The organism is Pseudomonas sp. fls2-241-R2A-110 (assembly GCF_030209165.1).
GTDB lineage: Bacteria > Pseudomonadota > Gammaproteobacteria > Pseudomonadales > Pseudomonadaceae > Aquipseudomonas.
This window is the reverse complement of sequence record NZ_JARVSN010000002.1, coordinates 195,703-214,984: the sequence shown is the minus strand read 5'-3', so window position 1 is coordinate 214,984 and position 19,282 is coordinate 195,703. Positions and strand designations below refer to the sequence as shown.

At 58.2% G+C, this 19,282-nt stretch carries 22 protein-coding genes and 1 tRNA gene; 5 read left to right on the top strand and 18 right to left on the bottom strand.

What is annotated here, in order from left to right; translation table 11 throughout:
* From QRN31_RS01320 to QRN31_RS01300, 5 genes are all read left to right on the top strand, one after another.
* A partial coding sequence (locus QRN31_RS01320) for a hypothetical protein (RefSeq protein WP_285429651.1) occupies positions 1-284 on the top strand: 284 nt, incomplete at its 5' end.
* 204 nt (positions 285-488) lie between these two features.
* A complete protein-coding gene (locus QRN31_RS01315; protein ID WP_285429650.1) occupies positions 489-1,865 on the top strand; it encodes an L-serine ammonia-lyase in 1,377 nt (458 codons plus the stop codon).
* 37 nt (positions 1,866-1,902) lie between these two features.
* The gene (gcvT, locus tag QRN31_RS01310) at positions 1,903-3,027 is read left to right on the top strand and encodes a glycine cleavage system aminomethyltransferase GcvT (RefSeq protein WP_285429649.1); all 1,125 of its coding nucleotides are present in this window, start codon (positions 1,903-1,905) and stop codon (positions 3,025-3,027) included.
* 404 nt (positions 3,028-3,431) lie between these two features.
* The gene (locus QRN31_RS01305) at positions 3,432-3,644 is read left to right on the top strand and encodes a cold-shock protein (RefSeq protein WP_003175786.1); all 213 of its coding nucleotides are present in this window, start codon (positions 3,432-3,434) and stop codon (positions 3,642-3,644) included.
* A gap of 94 nt (positions 3,645-3,738) precedes the next feature.
* Positions 3,739-4,227 carry an RDD family protein gene (locus QRN31_RS01300; RefSeq protein WP_090187401.1) on the top strand — a complete coding sequence of 163 codons (489 nt, stop codon included), beginning with the start codon at positions 3,739-3,741 and terminating at the stop codon, positions 4,225-4,227.
* A 124-nt stretch (positions 4,228-4,351) separates the two neighbouring features.
* Here the strand turns inward: QRN31_RS01300 and nadA are convergent, their stop codons facing one another.
* From nadA to QRN31_RS01210, 18 genes are all read right to left on the bottom strand, one after another.
* Entirely contained in the window at positions 4,352-5,410 is a 1,059-nt protein-coding gene (gene nadA, locus QRN31_RS01295) for a quinolinate synthase NadA (protein ID WP_285429646.1), read from the bottom strand.
* 272 nt (positions 5,411-5,682) lie between these two features.
* A tRNA-Lys gene (locus QRN31_RS01290) sits at positions 5,683-5,758 on the bottom strand.
* Positions 5,759-5,821: 63 nt separating this feature from the next.
* Entirely contained in the window at positions 5,822-6,514 is a 693-nt protein-coding gene (gene queC, locus QRN31_RS01285; RefSeq protein ID WP_285429645.1) for a 7-cyano-7-deazaguanine synthase QueC, read from the bottom strand.
* 1 nt (position 6,515) lies between these two features.
* Positions 6,516-7,163: a 7-carboxy-7-deazaguanine synthase QueE gene (queE, locus tag QRN31_RS01280; protein ID WP_090188884.1), complete on the bottom strand. Its 648-nt coding sequence runs from the start codon at positions 7,161-7,163 to the stop codon at positions 6,516-6,518.
* Positions 7,164-7,329: 166 nt separating this feature from the next.
* Entirely contained in the window at positions 7,330-8,175 is an 846-nt protein-coding gene (gene ybgF / locus QRN31_RS01275; protein ID WP_285429643.1) for a tol-pal system protein YbgF, read from the bottom strand.
* Positions 8,176-8,181: 6 nt separating this feature from the next.
* Positions 8,182-8,679, bottom strand: coding sequence for a peptidoglycan-associated lipoprotein Pal (pal, locus tag QRN31_RS01270; RefSeq protein ID WP_090187413.1), 498 nt, complete (start codon positions 8,677-8,679; stop codon positions 8,182-8,184).
* A 52-nt stretch (positions 8,680-8,731) separates the two neighbouring features.
* Positions 8,732-10,033, bottom strand: coding sequence for a Tol-Pal system beta propeller repeat protein TolB (gene tolB / locus QRN31_RS01265; RefSeq protein ID WP_414921236.1), 1,302 nt, complete (start codon positions 10,031-10,033; stop codon positions 8,732-8,734).
* Positions 10,030-11,109, bottom strand: coding sequence for a cell envelope integrity protein TolA (tolA, locus tag QRN31_RS01260; protein ID WP_222588170.1), 1,080 nt, complete (start codon positions 11,107-11,109; stop codon positions 10,030-10,032). Before tolA ends, tolB begins: the two co-directional genes overlap by 4 nt.
* Positions 11,109-11,561 carry a protein TolR gene (gene tolR / locus QRN31_RS01255; RefSeq protein ID WP_161807482.1) on the bottom strand — a complete coding sequence of 151 codons (453 nt, stop codon included), beginning with the start codon at positions 11,559-11,561 and terminating at the stop codon, positions 11,109-11,111. The genes tolA and tolR overlap by 1 nt, the downstream gene beginning before the upstream one ends.
* Positions 11,562-11,584: 23 nt before the next feature.
* A complete protein-coding gene (tolQ, locus tag QRN31_RS01250) occupies positions 11,585-12,280 on the bottom strand; it encodes a protein TolQ (protein ID WP_222588171.1) in 696 nt (231 codons plus the stop codon).
* Complete coding sequence (gene ybgC / locus QRN31_RS01245) at positions 12,270-12,737, bottom strand: tol-pal system-associated acyl-CoA thioesterase (RefSeq protein WP_222588172.1); 468 nt, start codon at positions 12,735-12,737, stop codon at positions 12,270-12,272. The genes tolQ and ybgC overlap by 11 nt, the downstream gene beginning before the upstream one ends.
* A 127-nt stretch (positions 12,738-12,864) precedes the next feature.
* Entirely contained in the window at positions 12,865-13,926 is a 1,062-nt protein-coding gene (gene ruvB, locus QRN31_RS01240; RefSeq protein ID WP_090187427.1) for a Holliday junction branch migration DNA helicase RuvB, read from the bottom strand.
* The gene (gene ruvA / locus QRN31_RS01235; protein WP_090187430.1) at positions 13,927-14,544 is read right to left on the bottom strand and encodes a Holliday junction branch migration protein RuvA; all 618 of its coding nucleotides are present in this window, start codon (positions 14,542-14,544) and stop codon (positions 13,927-13,929) included. It lies immediately after the preceding gene.
* 115 nt (positions 14,545-14,659) lie between these two features.
* Complete coding sequence (gene ruvC / locus QRN31_RS01230) at positions 14,660-15,184, bottom strand: crossover junction endodeoxyribonuclease RuvC (RefSeq protein WP_208669606.1); 525 nt, start codon at positions 15,182-15,184, stop codon at positions 14,660-14,662.
* A gap of 155 nt (positions 15,185-15,339) precedes the next feature.
* Positions 15,340-16,086 (bottom strand): YebC/PmpR family DNA-binding transcriptional regulator, encoded by a 747-nt coding sequence (locus tag QRN31_RS01225; RefSeq protein WP_008072427.1) that lies wholly within the window; start codon positions 16,084-16,086, stop codon positions 15,340-15,342.
* 119 nt (positions 16,087-16,205) lie between these two features.
* Entirely contained in the window at positions 16,206-17,981 is a 1,776-nt protein-coding gene (gene aspS, locus QRN31_RS01220; protein ID WP_285429638.1) for an aspartate--tRNA ligase, read from the bottom strand.
* Between the two features lie 120 nt (positions 17,982-18,101).
* Positions 18,102-18,323, bottom strand: coding sequence for an FmdB family zinc ribbon protein (locus tag QRN31_RS01215; protein WP_010457489.1), 222 nt, complete (start codon positions 18,321-18,323; stop codon positions 18,102-18,104).
* Between the two features lie 136 nt (positions 18,324-18,459).
* Complete coding sequence (locus QRN31_RS01210) at positions 18,460-18,798, bottom strand: ribbon-helix-helix domain-containing protein (protein WP_285429637.1); 339 nt, start codon at positions 18,796-18,798, stop codon at positions 18,460-18,462.
* Between the last annotated feature and the right edge of the window lie 484 nt (positions 18,799-19,282).

Sequence of the window (19,282 nt, the reverse complement as noted above, 5' to 3'; positions counted from 1 at the left end):
AAGAACTGGACCGCTTCTGCGACGCCATGATCCGCATCCGCGAAGAAATCCGCGCTGTGGAAAACGGCACCCTGGACAAGGACGACAACCCGCTGAAAAACGCGCCGCACACCGCTGCGGAAATCGTAGGCGAGTGGACGCATCCGTACAGCCGTGAGCAGGCGGTGTACCCGGTTGCGTCGCTGATCGAAGGCAAGTACTGGCCACCGGTCGGCCGCGTCGACAACGTGTTTGGCGATCGCAACCTGGTTTGCGCCTGCCCGTCGATCGAAAGCTACGCTTAAACCTGTGTGGGGGCAGGTTTGCCTGCCCCCACTTTCAAGAACACTACAAAGCCCTGTGGGAGCGAGCTTGCTCGCGATAGCGGTCTTCCAGTCGACATCGATGATGAATGTCAGTCTGCTATCGCGAGCAAGCTCGCTCCCACAGGGGCCTGTGTAACACTCCAGATTTGCCCATTCCTATAACAAGAAACCGGAGAACAACTCATGTCGTTAAGCGTGTTCGACCTGTTCAAGATTGGCATCGGCCCCTCCAGCTCCCACACCGTCGGCCCGATGCGCGCAGCCGCGCGGTTTGCCGAAGGACTGCGCCGTGAAGGGCTGCTGATGGCAACCACCTGCATCAAAGTCGAGCTCTACGGCTCGCTCGGCGCCACCGGCAAAGGCCACGGCAGCGACAAGGCTGTGTTGCTCGGCCTGGAAGGCGAACACCCGGACACCGTGAATACCGAAACCGTCGCCGCCCGTCTGCAAGGCATTCGCGGCAATGGTCGCTTGAACCTGCTCGGCGAACACAGCATTGCGTTCAACGAGAAAGAACACCTGGCGATGATCCGCAAACCGTTGCCCTATCACCCCAACGGCATGATCTTTCGCGCGTTCGATGCTGCCGGCCTGCAGATCCGCAGCCGCGAGTATTACTCGGTCGGCGGTGGTTTTGTCGTCGATGAAGACGCGGCCGGTGCCGACCGCATTGTCGAAGACGCCACGCCGCTGACCTTCCCGTTCAAAAGCGCCAAGGACCTGCTCACCCATTGCACCACCTACGGCTTATCCATCAGCCAGGTGATGCTGACCAACGAAAGCGCCTGGCGCCCCGAAGCGGAAACCCGCGCCGGGCTGCTGCATATCTGGCAAGTGATGCAGGATTGCGTCGCCGCCGGTTGCCGCAACGAAGGGATCCTGCCCGGTGGATTGAAGGTCAAGCGCCGCGCCGCCGCATTGCATCGGCAACTGTGCAAGAACCCGGAATCCTCATTGCGCGATCCGTTATCGGTGCTGGACTGGGTCAACCTGTATGCCTTGGCGGTCAACGAAGAAAACGCCAACGGCGGACGCGTCGTTACCGCGCCCACAAATGGTGCAGCAGGAATCGTCCCGGCGGTTTTGCACTACTACATGCGCTTCATTCCCGGTGCCAGTGAAGACGGCGTCGTGCGCTTTCTGCTGACCGCCGCTGCGATCGGCATTCTCTACAAGGAAAACGCCTCGATCTCCGGCGCAGAAGTCGGCTGTCAGGGTGAGGTCGGCGTGGCCTGTTCCATGGCGGCGGGCGCCTTGTGCGAGGTGCTGGGCGGCACGGTGCAGCAGGTGGAAAACGCTGCGGAAATCGGCATGGAACACAACCTCGGCCTGACCTGTGACCCGATTGGCGGGCTGGTGCAAGTACCTTGCATCGAACGCAACGCCATGGGCTCGGTCAAGGCGATCAACGCGGTACGCATGGCCCTGCGCGGCGACGGCCAGCACTTTGTCTCGCTCGACAAGGTCATTCGCACCATGCGCCAGACCGGCGCCGACATGAAAAGCAAATACAAGGAAACCGCCCGTGGCGGTTTGGCGGTCAACATTATCGAGTGCTGATGCGCACGCGCATCTGCCTACTTTTGAGGAGCTGAATATGTCCACCGAACACCTGTTGAAAACCCCGTTGCACGCACTGCACATCGAACTGGGCGCGCGCATGGTGCCGTTCGCCGGCTACGACATGCCCGTGCAATACCCGCTGGGCGTGATGAAAGAACACCAGCACACCCGTGATCAGGCCGGGCTGTTCGACGTCTCGCACATGGGCCAGATCCACCTGACCGGCGCCAATGCCGCCAAGGCCCTGGAAACCCTGGTGCCGGTTGACATCATCGACTTGCCAGTGGGCATGCAACGCTACGCGATGTTCACCAACGAAACCGGTGGCATCCTCGACGACCTGATGGTCGCCAATCTGGGTAACGACGAGCTGTTCCTGGTGGTCAACGCCGCGTGCAAGGATCAGGACCTGGCGCACCTGCGCCACCACATCGGCGATCAGTGCACCATCGAGCCACTCTTCGAAGAACGCGCGTTGCTGGCGTTGCAAGGTCCGGCGGCAGTCGCTGTGCTCGCGCGCCTGGCGCCTGAAGTGGCGAAGATGACCTTCATGCAGTTCACTCGCGTGAAACTGCTCGGCGTGGACTGCTTTGTCAGCCGTTCGGGCTACACCGGTGAAGACGGTTTCGAAATCTCCGTGCCGGCGGCCAACGCCGAAGCCCTGGCTCGCGCGCTGCTGGCCGAGCCTGAAGTGGCAGCCATCGGCCTTGGCGCTCGCGACTCCCTGCGCCTGGAAGCCGGCTTGTGCCTCTATGGCCACGACATGAACACCGACACCACGCCGATCGAAGCCAGCCTGTTGTGGGCCATCTCCAAGCCACGTCGCGCCGATGGTGCACGGGCTGGTGGCTTCCCCGGCGCTGAAACCGTATTCGCGCAACAGCAAAACGGCGTCAGCCGCAAACGTGTCGGCCTGCTGCCCCAGGAACGCACTCCGGTGCGCGAAGGCGCTGAAATCGTCAATGAAGCGGGCGACATCATCGGTACGGTTTGCAGCGGCGGTTTCGGACCCACCTTGGGCGGTCCTTTGGCGATGGGTTACCTCGACAGCAAGTACATCGCCATCGACACACCTGTTTGGGCGATTGTTCGTGGGAAAAAGGTGCCTTTGCTTGTAAGCAAAATGCCATTTGTTGCACAACGCTACTATCGCGGCTGATTGACTGTTTCTATAAGTAACGCGGTTGCGTTAACAGTGCACTAATGTGTAACGCAATCGCCATAAAATAGTGCATGTCGTCGGCTCTAAGCTTCGTTTATGAACGTTGCTTATAACGTTCGAAAACAATTGAACCTCCTCATCGAATAAGCCCGCACTAGTGAGCACACTAACCGCCAACCTCAGCAAAACCGGGCCTCTCACAGGGGCTTGTTTTTTCTCTCGTAGTTGGCGTAGAGTCTGTTCACTGTGTTTGCATGGGTCGCTTGGAATCGTGACCTGGGCAGTAGCCTACAAGTTAGCTACATCCCGTTCGACGTCTTCTTACTCTCCTGCAACCAGCCCCAGTACTCTTTCATGAGAAAGAGACTGTCATTAATTTTTTGCGTCAAAGGAAATAAGAAATGTCCCAACGTCAGAGCGGTACCGTCAAGTGGTTTAACGACGAGAAAGGTTTTGGTTTTATCACTCCTGAAAGCGGTCCGGATCTGTTCGTGCATTTCCGCGCCATTCAGGGCAACGGCTTCAAGAGCCTGAAAGAAGGCCAGAAAGTGACTTTCGTTGCTGTGCAAGGCCAGAAAGGCATGCAGGCTGACGAAGTACAAGCAGAAGCTTAATCTTCTGTAACGAAAAAGCCCCTGATGCTGACATCAGGGGCTTTTTTGTGCGCGTAAATCCGTAAAATGGCTTCTTTTCCGTCCAGAGGCTGCGATGTCCAAACACCTGCTCACTCCCCAGGGCGACTTCCCCGCCGCCACCTTGGGCCGGCGCCTGGCAGCCATGTTCTATGACTTCCTGTTGTGTACTGCCCTGCTGATCGTCACCAGCGGCATCTACAAGATGATCCAGATGGCGATCATCGGCGAAGACAAAATGCGCGCCCTCACCGAAGCCGGCGCGCTGGACGGCGATCCGTTGCTGTCGACGGTGCTGTTGTTTGTGTTGTTTGGCTTCTTTGCCAAGTTCTGGACCTGGTCCGGTCAGACGCTGGGCATGCAGGTATGGTGCATCCGCGTGCAGAACGCCGACGGTTCGTCCATCAGCCTGTGGCAGGCACTGTTGCGGTTTGTGGTGTCGATCGCGTCGTTGCTGTGCGTTGGCCTGGGCTTCATCTGGTCGCTGTTCGATAAACAGAAACGCAGCTGGCATGACATCTACTCCAACACCCGGATTGTGCGCGTCCCGAAGAAAACCAAATAATTCATCCTTACAGAAACCACTGTGGGAGCGAGCTTGCTCGCGATAGCTGTGTATCAGTCAATATTGATATGACTGACAGACCGCTATCGCGAGCAGGCTCGCTCCCACAGTTTTTTGCGTGTTTTCAGGCGTTGCCGGCCAGTTTCATCCGTGCAGCCTGGGTGAAGTCGAGCATGCGCTTCAGCGGCCGGATCGCTTGCGGGATCAACGCCGGATCAACAAAGATCTCGTTCGCCCCTTCCTTCAAGCTCTTGAGCAGGCGCTCAAGGGTATTCATCGCCATCCACGGGCAGTGTGCGCAACTACGGCAGGCCGCGCCGTTGCCGGCCGTTGGCGCCTCGATGAAGACCTTGTCCGGGCACAGCTGCTGCATCTTGTAGAAGATGCCGCGATCGGTGGCGACGATCAGGGTCTTGTTCGGCAGGCTCTTCGCCGCCGCAATCAACTGACTGGTGGAACCCACGGCGTCTGCCAGTTCGATCACCGAGGTCGGCGACTCCGGGTGCACCAGAATCGCGGCGTCCGGGTACAGCGCCTTCATGTCTTCGAGCTGCTTGGACTTGAACTCTTCGTGAACGATGCAGGCACCGTCCCACAGCAGCATGTCGGCGCCGGTCTGGCGCTGGATGTAGGTGCCCAGGTGTTTGTCCGGGCCCCAGATGATGGTCTCGCCGTTATCCATCAGGCTTTCGACGATTTCCAGCGCACAGCTGGACGTCACCACCCAGTCAGCCCGGGCTTTGACCGCCGCCGAGGTGTTGGCATACACCACCACCGTACGCTCCGGGTGTTGATCGCAGAACGCCGAAAACTCGTCCACCGGGCAACCCAGGTCCAGCGAACACGTCGCCTCGAGGGTAGGCATCAGTATGCGTTTTTCAGGATTGAGGATCTTGGCGGTTTCGCCCATGAACTTCACACCGGCAACGACCACGGTCTTGGCTGGGTGAGCGCTGCCGAAGCGGGCCATCTCCAGCGAATCGGAGACGCAACCACCGGTTTCTTCGGCCAGGGCCTGAATCACCGGATCGCAATAGAAGTGAGCAACCAGCACCGCATCCTGAGCCTTGAGCTCGGCGGCGATGGCGGCACGGTAGAAAGCTTCCTCCTCGACGGTCAGCGGCTTGGGCTGCTTGGCATCGAGGTGAGCTTGAACCAGAAGGCGTTCGGAAATCTGCGTCATGTTTGCAAGACCTGCAGGCGCATTCGCGCGAAAGTCGAGTATACACCCGGCTCCGGACCCTTCAGGGTACCGCCGGAGAGTGAGTATTCATCAGGCACGGACAGCGTTGAAGAGGCGCAAGGCTACAGAATAACGGCCGGATGCAAAAGATGATTCTGACCTATGCCATGCGGTGCAGCCGCACCCTGAGCCCGGCACAAATCGCGGGCAAAAAAAAATCCGGAAATCCTCACTTGCGTGGGCCTTCCAGACTTTTAAAACTGCTACAAAAATGGTGGGTCGTGTGGGATTCGAACCTACGACCAATTGGTTAAAAGCCAACTGCTCTACCAACTGAGCTAACGACCCGCTGTGTGGTGGCGCGTATAATACTGATTTTTAAGGACTATTCAACACCTAATTTAAAATAAATCAAAAATAAGGTGTTGGGTCGCTTACGCCGGCTGCTGCAAAGCCTTCCGCACGCAGTCGGCAGCTGTCGCACTTGCCGCACGCACGGCCCTGATCGTCGGCCTGATAGCAAGAAACGGTCAGCCCGTAATCGACCCCCAGCTTCACGCCTGCCTGGACGATCTGCGCTTTGCTCAGGTTCTGCAGTGGCGCCTGAATACGGAAGCCAGTGCCTTCTACGCCAGCCTTGGTTGCCAGATTGGCCATGCGCTCGAAGGACTCGATGAACTCAGGACGGCAGTCTGGATAACCGGAGTAATCCACGGCGTTCACACCAATAAAGATGTCCCGTGCGCCCAGCACTTCAGCCCAGCCCAGCGCAAGCGACAGAAATACCGTGTTGCGAGCTGGCACATAAGTCACCGGAATACCTTCGCCTGGCACCTCCGGCACGTCGATGCTGCTGTCGGTCAGCGCCGAGCCGCCGATACCGTTCAGGTTCAGGCCGATCACCTTGTGCTCGACCACACCCAGGTCGTGAGCAACACGCTCCGCCGCGTGCAATTCGGCATGGGACCGCTGACCGTAGTCGAAGCTCATGGTGTAGCAGCTGTAGCCTTCGGCGCGAGCCATGGCCACGACGGTTGCCGAGTCCAGGCCGCCGGACAGCAGGATGACCGCACGCTTTTCAGTAGTGTTCAGTTGTTCAGTCATATCAGCGCCCCGGCTCGTCATTCCAAAGATATTTATGCAGCTGCAATTGCAGACGCACTGGCAGGTTGTCCGCCACCACCCAGTCAGCCAGATCCCGCGCATTCAAGTCGTGATGGCTTGGCGAGAACAGGACTTCGCCTGCTCGCTGGTCCAGACCGTACTGGATGAGTTTGGACACCGCCCAGTCGTAGTCTTCCCGCGAGCAGATGACAAACTTCACCTGGTCGTTGGGCGTGAGCAGTTCGATATTCTCGTAGCGGTTGCGGTGCGCTTCTTTCGAACCCGGGGTTTTCAAGTCGACTACACGACTGACTCGGGAATCTACTGCCGAGATGTCGAGAGCACCACTGGTTTCCAGTGACACTTCGTAACCGGCGTCACACAACTGCTTGAGCAATGGGATGGCATTCGGCTGGGCCAACGGCTCGCCGCCGGTGACACAGACATAACGCGGACGAAAACCGGCCACTTGCTCGAGGATGTCGTCGAGCGTGCGCACGGTGCCGCCAGTGAACGCGTAGGCGCTGTCGCAGTATTGGCAACGCAATGGGCAACCGGTCAGGCGCACAAAAACTGTGGGCAGCCCGGCAGTCCGCGTTTCCCCCTGCAACGAGTAGAAAACTTCGGTGATTCTCAATGTGTCTTGCATAGTCGCCACGGGCATGACAGCTAAACAGGCTGTCCGCCTCCGTCAGGCACTTCAAGGAACCCCGCCATCGCGCAGATCCCAAAAAGCGTGTTTCAAAAAAGGGTGTAGAATTCTAACGAAAAAACCCGCGACAAGCGCGGGTTTCTTCAAAACGAATCTCACAGGCCTACATTTTTTGCAGATCACGCTGGGCCAGTTGAGCGGCGGAAGTGCCCGGGTATTGCGACACCACCTGCTGCAGAATGCCTTTCACCTTGTCGGTATGACCGAGGCGGCGCTCTACATCAGCCAGTTTGTACAGCGAATCAGGCACTTTTGGATGCTTTGGGTACAGCTGCGAAACCTTGGCAAAAGCTTGACCCGCGCCTTGCAGATCACCTTTGGCCAAATTCACTTCGCCCAACCAGTACTGGGCATTGCCCGCGTATTGGCTGCTTGGGTATTTGCGCAGAAATGCGGAAAAAGCCTGGCTGGCCTTGTCGAAATCCTTGGCTTTGATCAGGTCGAAGGCTGCGTCGTAGTACAGCTTTTCCTTCGCCGGGTCGGCCGGTTCGCTACCCGCGGCGGGTGCTTGCGCGGCTGCGGCTGCCGCTCCTGCACTAGCGCCTACTGCTGCACCGGGGGCATTCAAATTGCCACCGGTGGAAGAATTATCAGGAGTTGCGGCTGGTGCTACGCCGGATCCTATGCGCCGATCAAGATCCTGGTATCGCTCCAGGTTTTCCTGCTTCATGCGCGCTACATCATTTTGCAGAACTTCGATCACGCCCTGTTGACGTGAAATCTGCTCCTGCATCGATTGCAGTTGGTTGAACAGCTCGCCCTGTGCCGAGACAGGGGCCGAAACCCCTCCCCCGGCATAGGCGCCGTTCGTACCGTAACCCGCAGGCGGATAACTGCTCCCGCTATTGTTATAACCGGAGTTGTTATCGACCACAGGAACCGCAGCCCACACCGCAAGCGATGTGAGACTGAGAGCCAAAACAGTTACAGCACGACGGCACGTTCGCATGACGAATTACTTACGCAGTTCGACGCGACGGTTTTGAGCCCAGGACTGCTCGTCGTTGCCGGTAGCAACTGGACGCTCTTCGCCGTAGGAAACCAGTTCCAGCTGAGCTGGGGAAACACCTTGCAGTACCAGGTAACGCTGAACGGCTTTCGCACGACGCTCGCCCAGTGCCATGTTGTACTCACGAGTACCACGTTCGTCGGTGTTGCCTTCCAGAACAACGCGAGCGCCGTTTGCTTTCAGGTCTTTGGCGTGAACGTCCAGAGCGCGCATGGCTTCTGGCTTCAGGTCCGAGCTATCGTATTCGAAGTAGAAGGTGGTGATTGCGCGCAGAGCAGCTTCTTCGCTCAGGGAACCGTCAACGGCACCAGTGTTTGCGCCGTAACCAGCGTTTGGATCGACAGCGCCTTGACCGGCATTGTCGCCGCCTTTGGACGAGCAACCTACAGCTACAGCCATGGCCAGAGCCAGCGCAGCAAATTTACCAAACTTCAGCATTTCCATCGTGAAACTCCTAATGAACCCCAGTGTGTTAAGTACAACGTGTAGCGCCGCGTCAGTTCAGGTAAGGGGACCAGGAAGGTTCTCTGACTTCGCCTTGTGCGGTAGGAAGCGGGAGCCTTACGCGTCCATTAATGGACACGAGCATCAAGACTCCCCGGCCCTGCTGGCGGGTGGCGTAGATTACCATGGTGCCGTTGGGCGCAACAGTAGGCGACTCGTCCAGAGTGCTATCAGTGAGGATCTTTACACTACCTCGCTGCAAATCCTGGGCTGCCACCTTGAAATTAGTGAAACCATCCTGGCGGTGAATCATCACCAGGGTCTTTTCGTCAGCCGACAGTTTCGGGTTGGCGTTGTAGTTACCAATAAAGGTCACACGCTCCGCACCACCACCACTTACGCTGGTTTTATAGATCTGTGGTTTGCCGCCACGGTCGGAAGTGAAGTAGATGGTCGAACCATCCTTACCCCAGAACGGTTCGGTGTTGATGCCAGGACCGTTGGTGACACGACTGATCTGACGCGAACCCAGGTTCATCACGTAGATGTCCGGGTTGCCGTCCTTGGACAGTACGAATGCCAGGCGATTGCCATCCGGTGACCAGGCTGGCGCGCCATTGAGGCCTTCGAAGTTGGTGATCTGCTCACGGCGACCGGTGTCGATGTTCTGCATGAAAATACGCGGACGCTTCTGCTCGAAAGAGACATAAGCGATGCGCTTGCCATCCGGTGCGAAACGCGGCGACAGGATCGGCTCGCGCGATTGCAGCAGGGTCACGGCGCGGGCACCGTCATAGTCCGAACGTTGCAGCGTGTAGCGCGTGTTCTTCTCGGAGAAACGCTCGGCCGTCACGTACAGCAGGCGTGTCGAGAACGCACCCTTGATACCGGTGAGTTTTTCGAACGACTGGTCGGCGATGTAGTGCGCCATGTCGCGCAGTTGATCGACACTGCCCGACACGCTGCCGGTCAGCACTTGCTGCTCGGTGGCGACGTTGAACAACGCGTATTGAACCTGCAGGCGACCGCCCGCTGGAACGATGCTGCCGACCATAATGTACTGGGCGCTGATAGCCTTCCAGTCACGGAAAATGATTTCGCTGGCCTGGCTAGGCTGGCTGATCATGTTCTGCTTTGGAATCGGCGAGTAATAACCCGAGTTACGCAGGTCGTTACCGATGATTTCGGCCATGTCGTCTGGCAGCACGGTGCCGCCCTGGAAGCCGAACGGAACTACCGCGATCGGCGTTGCCCGATCACTGCCGCTGGTGACCAGAATGTTTTTTTCATCCGCCGCCGCTATCCCTGCCAGGCAGCAGATAACGACAAGCATTCCTCGAAGAAGGTTTCTCACAAGGCTAGATCCTCAGGTGTGAATGTCATCTTGAATGAACGATACGGAGCGAAATCGCTCGGCTTCATTCCCTGCATTTCTGTCAAACGTCCAATATTCTTGACCGCCGCAACTGCCGACGAGTCGAACGGACCATCGCCACTGGACTTGGCCACACTGACCGAAGTCACCGTACCGTCCGGCAACATGCCGATTTGCAACACGACCGTCATGCCTTTGCGTGCCGAAGGTGGACGAGCCCAGCCTTCCGCTGCACGAGCACGAATCAAATCATCGAAACTGCCGGCGACTTCGTCACCCTGCTCATCCGCCAAGGCTTGCTGACGCTGAGGCGTGTCGGAAAGCAAATCTGCCAAGGCCTGGGCCTTTTTCTCTTCAGCGGATTTACGTGACGCTTCCTGCGATTTTTTCTTCGCAGCATCGGCGGCAGCTTTCTTCTTCGCGTCTTCGGCGACTTTCTTCTTCGCCTCTTCAGCTTCAGATTTCTTCTTGGCCTCTTCGGCGGCTTTCTTCTTCGCGTCTTCGACGATCTTTTTCTTGGCTTCTTCAGCGGCCGCTTTCTTGGCCTCTTCTTCAGCTTCTTTCTTGGCTTCTTCTTCAGATTTCTTCTTGGCTATATCAGCCAATTTTTTCTCTTCGGCCTTTTTGGCTTCGGCAGTCTTCTTGGCTTCATCGGCTTTCTTGGCTTCATCAGCCTTTTTGGCCTCTTCAGCTTTCTTCGTCTCGTCGGCCTTCTTGGATTCTTCGGCTTTTTGAGCCGCGTCTTCCTTCTTTTGTTCCGCGGCTTTGATCGCTTCCTGTTCGATCTTTTTCTGTTCCATCTGTTCGACTTCGGTCTGACGCGCAGCAGATTTCTGCGCTTCACCCGCAATCTTCTGATTGGTCTGGGTGGTCGCCCGACTTTTCGACTTCAGCTGGTACAAGGTCGCCTGGACAATCGGCTTGGCCGGCGGCAGCTCCGGTGTGAAGGCAAAACTGACGAACAGCATGCCGAACACCAGCACGTGCAAGACAATCGCCCAGACACTAGGCCAGAAGTAGCTTTCCGAGGCGGACGGCTCTCGCATTTGCTGCATCAGGGTGCCTCGGTAATCAAGCCAACATTACCGACCCCGGCTTTCTGCAATCCGCCCATGGCGCCCATCACGGAGCCGTAATCGACGGTCTTGTCGCCACGGATGAACACCTGGGTACGCTTGCCGCCTTCGGTCCCGGCGCGAATGATCTTGGTCACCGCGTCCGTCATCTGCGGCAAGGTCATGGCCTTGTCCTGCTGCTTTTCGGTGTCGACTTCGCTGCCAAGGTTCCAGTAGTAGGTCTTGTCAGCCTTGATCGAAATGGTCAGGACCTGGGTGTTGTTGTCCTGCGGCAAGGCTTCGCTGGAAACCTTGGGCAGATCAACTTTCACGCCCTGATTGAGCATTGGCGCGGTCACCATGAAGATGACCAGCAGCACCAGCATCACGTCGATGTAGGGCACCACGTTCATCTCGGCAACCGGCTTGCGCTTTTTGCGAGCTCGAGCGATTAAAGCCATTGGAAATTACCTGCTTATTCTTCGCTGGTGTGCACTTTGCGGTGCAGGATCGCCTGGAATTCATCGGCGAAGGTGTAGTAACGGCCCAGCAGGGTTTCGCTGCGAGCAGCAAAACGGTTGTAAGCGATAACGGCCGGAATCGCGGCGAACAGACCGATCGCGGTGGCGACCAGTGCTTCGGCGATACCAGGAGCCACAGTGGCCAGGGTCGCTTGCTGGGCAGTGGCCAGGCCACGGAAGGAGTTCATGATCCCCCAGACCGTACCGAACAGACCGATGTACGGGCTGACGGAACCCACGGTGGCGAGGAACGGCAGGCTCTGCTCGAGCTTTTCTTCTTCGCGGGAGATGGCAACGCGCATGGCACGGGCCACGCCTTCCATGACCGCTTCCGGGTCTACGCCAGGCTGCTGACGCAGACGGGAGAATTCCTTGAAACCGGCACGGAAAATTTGCTCGACGCCCGAATCCGGATCAGGGTTGCTGCCAGCCTGACGGTAGAGTTTGGACAGGTCGATACCGGACCAGAAGCGCTCTTCAAAGCTCTCCAGGGCACGTCGACCGGCACGAATCAAATTGCTGCGCTGAAAAATCATGATCCATGAGGTCACCGATGCGGCTACCAGGATCAGCATTACCAGTTGCACCACGATACTGGCATTGCTGACCAGGCTCCACATGGAGGAATGGTCGACGACGTTAGCTTCCACGCTTTATCTCCTGCTTTGAGTGTGTACCCGCGCCGCTCACGTCGGCAAAGGCCGCACGTAGAGCTTCGGGAATGGCCCGGGGTTTTAAACTTTCAGTGCGCACACAGGCCACCAGAAACTGCCCTTCACAGAGCAGCACATTATCCGTTGCCCGCCTGACCTGCTGTTTGAAGCGCAGGCTGACTCGGTTCAATTCGATTACTTCAGCGCTTACCAGAAGCTCGTCGTCCAGTCGCGCCGGCGCGTGGTAACGCGCTTCGCTGGAGTGCACGACAAACAACAGGTCCTCCCCTGCCAGCGCCGATTGGGCAAAGCCCAGATCCCGGAGCCGCTCGGTTCGAGCCCGTTCCATAAACTTGAGGTAATTGACGTAATACACGATGCCGCCCGCATCGGTGTCCTCGTAATAAACGCGACAACGAAGTGCGAAAGGCTCAAGCCCGTTTTGCGCGCGCATACTCTAGTGCTTACTCCTCAGGTTGCCAATCCGGCCAGGCAACTGTTTTTCATTGATTCGCGGCTTTCTGGCGAATGCACGGTCCTGAGACCGCACAAACTCCGAATAAATCGGCGCGCAAAGGTGATTAATCGTCCACGGCATCGAGGAACTCGTCTACCACGGGCATCTCGCCCAATCGTGACGGAATGTTTAAACCGAAGTGCAAGTACGCGTGCCGGGTAACAACTCGTCCCCGTGGCGTGCGCATGATATAGCCCTGCTGGATCAGGTACGGCTCCAGCACGTCTTCAATGGTGTGGCGTTCTTCGCTGATGGCGGCCGCCAGACTGTCGACGCCGACCGGCCCGCCATCGAACTTCTCGATCATGGTCAACAACAGACGCCGGTCTTGATGATCGAAGCCACGCTCGTCGACATCCAGCAGGTTCAACGCCAGGTCGGCAATCGGCTTGGTGATATGGCCCTTGGCCCGGACTTCGGCGAAATCGCGCACCCGGCGCAGCAGGCGATTGGCAATCCGCGGCGTGCCGCGAGCACGACGGGCGATTTCAAAAGCGCCTTCCGGGTCCAGCGGCAAACCGAGAATGGCTGCCGAACGACTGACAATCGTCGCCAGGTCAGCGGTGCTGTAGAACTCCAGGCGCTGGACGATCCCGAAACGGTCGCGCAACGGGTTGGTCAGCATGCCGGCACGGGTGGTGGCGCCGACCAGGGTGAAGGGCGGCAGATCAAGCTTGATCGAGCGTGCGGCCGGCCCTTCGCCGATCATGATGTCGAGCTGGAAATCCTCCATGGCCGGGTACAGCACTTCCTCGACGATCGGCGACAGCCGATGGATTTCGTCGATGAACAGCACGTCATGTGGTTCAAGGTTGGTCAGCAGCGCGGCCAGATCGCCCGGGCGCTCGAGCACTGGGCCCGAGGTGCTTTTGATCGATACGCCCATTTCCTGGGCGATGATGTTGGCCAGGGTGGTCTTGCCCAGACCCGGCGGCCCGAAAATCAGCGTGTGGTCCAGCGATTCATTACGTCCGCGAGCCGCCTGGATGAACAACTCCATCTGCTCGCGTACGGTCGGCTGGCCAATGTATTCGGCCAGGCTGACAGGGCGAATCGCCCGGTCCTGGACTTCCTCGCGGTCGCGCGGGCCAGGCGTGGCGGTAATCAGACGATCAGCTTCAATCACTTAAATCATTCCCTTCAGGGCACGACGAATCATGTCTTCACTGCTCAAGCCTTTCTCCTTGATCGCAGAAATCGCCTTGCTGGCTTCCTGCGGCTTGTAGCCCAGGGAAATCAGCGCGCTGACTGCATCATTTTCGGCGGTGGCGACCGGCGCTGGCGCATCAGGCCCGCCCGGCTGGTTCGGCACCAGTGCAAACATGGCAGGAACGGTTTCCCATGCCTTGAAGCGGTCCTTGAGCTCGACCAGCAAACGCTCGGCGGTCTTCTTGCCCACGCCCGGCACCTTGGTCAATGCCGAGGTGTCCTGGGACTGCACGCAACGGACCAACTCGTCGACTTCCAGGCTCGACATCAATGCCAGGGCCAATTTGGGCCCTACACCATTGAGACGGATCAACTCGCGAAAAAAGTCTCGCTCACGTTTGCCATAGAAGCCATAGAGTAACTGCGCGTCTTCGCGTACGACCAAATGGGTGTGCAAGGTCAGCGGTTCACCGACCGACGGCAAGCGATAAAGCGTGGTCATGGGCACTTCCAGCTCATACCCCAGACCGTTTACATCCAGAATCAGGTGCGGCGGCTGTTTCTCAGCCAGTGTGCCGCGCAAGCGTCCAATCACGTTTCAGATCCTTGAGCGTTGGCCAGATCAATGACTGGCGACTGACAGAACGAGGGTTTTGCGCCGGCAACACAGGCGCAAAACCCTCATTCCCTAAAAACGACTGCTGATGCTATCAGAGACGCAGACGCCCGCCACGACTGCGTGCCGCTCCCAGACCGTGCGGCAACAGGCTCGATCGGGTGTGGGCATGGCAAATGGCAATGGCCAGGGCGTCCGAGGCATCGATTTGCGGCTTGCTGGTCAATTTCAGCATGTGCATGACCATCATCTGAACCTGCTCTTTATTCGCCGCGCCCGTGCCGGTCACCGCCTGCTTGACCTGGGTCGCGGTGTACTCGGCGATTTCCAGGCTTTCTTCGGCGCCGGCAACAATCGCCGCCCCCCGCGCCTGCCCCAGTTTCAACGCAGAATCGGCGTTGCGCGCCATGAAGACCTTTTCGATCCCCATGGTCACCGGGCCGTAGGTCTGAATGACTTCCCGCACACTGCGATAGACGATTTGCAGGCGCTCATGCAATTCGCCGGAACCGGTGCGAATGCAGCCCGACGCCACGTACACGCAACCCCGCCCGGTATCGCGTACCACGCCATACCCGGTAATGCGCGAACCAGGGTCGATACCAAGAATTAAAGTCATAACGCCTGCGGGTTGAGTAAAAGCAAAATATCCAATACACCAAATAACAATTGTGGGAGCTGGCTTGCCTGCGATGCCATCACTTCGGTCTGTCTGATACACCGAGGTGATGGCATCGCAGGCAAGCCGGCTCCCACATTAGATCTTAGCTGCCCTTAACCCAGCTGTGCGGCGACCGATTCCGGAATGTCCGCGTTGGAGTAGACGTTCTGTACGTCATCCAGGTCTTCGAGCATGTCGATCAGCTTCAGCACCTTCTCGGCACCTTCCAGGTCCAGTTCGGCGCTGGTGGTCGGCAGCATCACGATTTCCGCATCATCACCTTTGAAACCGGCTGCTTCCAGCGCGTTACGCACGGAGTAGAAACCGGCGAACGAGGTGAACACGTCAATCGAACCATCTTCGTGAGTCACCACGTCATCGGCGTCGGCTTCCATGGCCGCTTCCATCAGGGCATCTTCATCGACGCCCGGCGCGAAGGAGATCTGCCCCTTGCGCTCGAACAGATACGCCACCGACCCGTCAGTCCCCAGGTTGCCGCCGCACTTGCTGAAGGCATGGCGCACGGCAGCTGCGGTGCGATTGCGGTTATCGGTCATGCACTCGACCATCACCGCCACGCCGCCCGGGCCGTAGCCTTCGTAGGTCAGTTCGACCATGTCGTCGGTGTCGGCAGCGCCAGCACCGCGGGCCACCGCGCGATCGATGATGTCGCGGCTCATGTTCGCGCCCAGTGCCTTGTCCAGCGCCAGACGCAGACGCGGATTGGAACCCGGATCACCACCGCCCTGACGGGCAGCAACGGTCAGTTCACGAATCCACTTGGTGAAAATCTTGCCCTTCTTGGCATCCTGACGTTCTTTGCGGTGCTTGATGTTCGCCCACTTGGAATGACCCGCCATAACTCGCTCCGAATTCTCTTTGAAACATTGCCCGCCGCGCATTCACGCTGGCCAACAAGAAAAAAATCTCGACCTGTAAAAAAGGCGCATCCCATAAGGATGCGCCTTCAGGGTCCGTCTTACTCTGCTTTTGGCGTTTCGCGCAGACGAATGTGCAATTCGCGCAATGCCTTGGCATCTACAGCCCCCGGAGCCTGAGTCATGACGTCAGCCGCGCTCTGGGTTTTCGGGAAAGCGATCACTTCACGGATCGACTGGGCGCCAGTCATCAGCATGACCAGACGGTCCAGGCCGAAGGCCAGGCCACCGTGCGGCGGCGCGCCGTACTTGAGGGCATCGAGCAGGAAGCCGAATTTCTCTTCCTGTTCTGCTTCATTGATACCCAACAGGCGGAATACCGTCTGCTGCATTTCCTTGCGGTGGATACGGATCGAACCGCCACCCAGCTCGGTGCCGTTCAGGACCATGTCGTAGGCACGGGACAGAGCGGTCGCCGGGTTGGCTTCCAGTTCTTCCGGCGTGCACTTGGGTGCAGTGAACGGGTGGTGCAAGGCGGTGAAGCTGCCGTCGTCGTTCTCTTCGAACATCGGGAAGTCGACGACCCACATTGGCGCCCACTTGCAGGTCAGCAGGTCCAGGTCGTTACCGACTTTGATCCGCAGCGCGCCCAGAGCTTCGCTGACGATCTTGGCCTTGTCGGCACCGAAGAACACGATGTCGCCGTCAACCGCGCCAACGCGATCGAGGATCACATTGAGGTTGGCCTCAGGGATGTTCTTGACGATTGGCGACTGCAGGCCTTCGACGCCTTTCGCGCGTTCGTTGACCTTGATGTACGCCAGGCCCTTGGCACCGTAGATGCCGACGAACTTGGTGTAGTCATCGATCTGCTTGCGCGGCATGCTCGCCGCACCCGGGACGCGCAAAGCGGCGACACGGCATTTCGGATCGTTGGCAGGACCGCTGAAGACCTTGAAGTCGACGTCTTTGAGCTGATCGGCAACATCCACCAGTTCCAGCGGGTTACGCAGGTCTGGCTTGTCGGAACCGTAGCGGCGCATGGCTTCTTCGAAAGTCATGTGCGGGAATTCGCCGAACTCCAGATCCAGCACTTCCTTGAACAGGTTGCGGATCATGCCTTCGGTCAGGCCCATGATGTCTTTTTCATCGAGGAAGCTGGTCTCGATGTCGATCTGGGTGAATTCCGGCTGGCGGTCAGCGCGAAGGTCTTCGTCACGGAAGCACTTGGCGATCTGGTAGTAACGGTCGAAGCCAGCCACCATCAACAGCTGCTTGAACAGCTGTGGCGATTGCGGCAAGGCGAAGAACGAGCCGGCGTGAGTACGGCTCGGTACCAGATAGTCACGCGCGCCTTCAGGGGTCGCACGGGTCAGGATCGGCGTCTCGACATCAAGGAAGCCGTTCTCGTCCAGGTAACGACGGATGCTGGTGGTCATGCGCGAACGCAGACGCAGCTTCTCGGCCATTTCCGGGCGACGCAGGTCGAGGAAGCGATAACGCAGACGGGTTTCTTCACCCACGTCCGAGTACTCGTTCAGCGGAAACGGCGGGGTTTCCGACTCGTTCAGCACTTCCAGCTCGTAGCCCAGGACTTCGATCATGCCCGACGCCATGTTGGCGTTGGTTGCACCGGCCGGACGCAGGCGTACCTTGCCAGTGATCTTCACGACGTACTCGCTGCGCACGCGATCGGCGGCGGCGAAGCTCTCGGCGCGGTCCGGATCGAACACCACCTGGGCCAGACCATCACGATCACGGATATCGAGGAAAATCACCCCACCGTGGTCACGGCGACGGTGAACCCATCCGCAAAGGGTAATTTCCTGGCCTTCCAGGCTTTCGTTCAGTTGGCCGCAATAATGGCTGCGCATCATGGTAGTGGTTTCACTTCTCGTAATTCGAAATTCGGTTGGAGACCTTGTTCACCCGGCGCTTGAATAAAGCTCCCGATATGCCAAGGACTCGCACGTGTCGTTCAACTCAGGCCCTAGACCCTAGTCAGCTTTGTCGCCGCCGGCCAGGTTCTTCTTCGAGCCGGTCTTGAAATCGGTTTCGTACCAACCGGTGCCGCTGAGGCGGAAGCCCGGCATGGACAGCATCTTTTTAAGCTCTGGAGCCTGGCAGGCAGGACAGTCGACCAGCGGTGCTGCGCTGATCTTTTGAATGGCTTCCAACTGATGACCACAGGAAGCACATTGATAGTCGTACATCGGCATGGGGATTGTCTCGGCGATCAGATTGCTACCGCGCACGCTGGGTTTTGCGGCAAAGCGCGGGATTATATCCATTAAATGCAGCCTGTGCAGCCGTAAGACTGCACAGACCGACACTCTGCCCGATCCACCGCAGCGGCTAAGGCATCGTGACGCAGCCACCCTCCTTCAGGCTGCGCACCACGCAGACAACCCGCACCAGTCCGGTGAAGTTGCGAACGCCGCCGTGACGCAGATGCACCTCGCGGTCCACATGCGACAACAAAGCACTGACCGAGCAGCAATTGACCTTGGCCATGTCACCCAAAATATCCCAGTACACCTGTTCAAGCCGCAAACAGGTGGCAAAACCATTCAAGCGCACCGAGCGGGATAACGGTTGGGCCAACCCCATATCAAATTCGCTGACAAACGGATCAACCCTTATTTCCTTGATCGGGCCTCCCCTCCCTTCGCCTAGCCTGTCTTCGTACACCATATCGTTGACACTCCTTTGCCATCGTTGCCTTCTGTAAGAGCACTATCGGTCGCCTTATAAAAGCGCAGGCGCAAAGGTATATCCAGACGACTTTATGACCATCGACGTAGGATAAGCCAACAGGTGAAGGGCGATCATGGAGACCGTCCTAGGCCGGCCGTTTTCCTACATGGTCAGGCGAATTTTGAGGGAGGCAAAACAGATTTTTCGATGTGGAAGGCGGCACGCGAACAGGATTTACGATTTCTTCCCCCAGACATCGCAGCGGCAGAACCACACGTGAAGCCTGCCACGACCTCGCGGGCATCACCGCCTGAGTCACATCGCCCTACAGGGCACCGCCGGACTGGCTGATTTGAGTAGCTGCAGGCTTTGCTGTTAAATAGGCAGTGTGTCGCTACCGCCTATTTTCCGGGGGCTGCGCATAGGCTGGTACCGGGTACGTGTCCAACGCCTCTTATTGTTCTGAAGCGAACCGTACTCC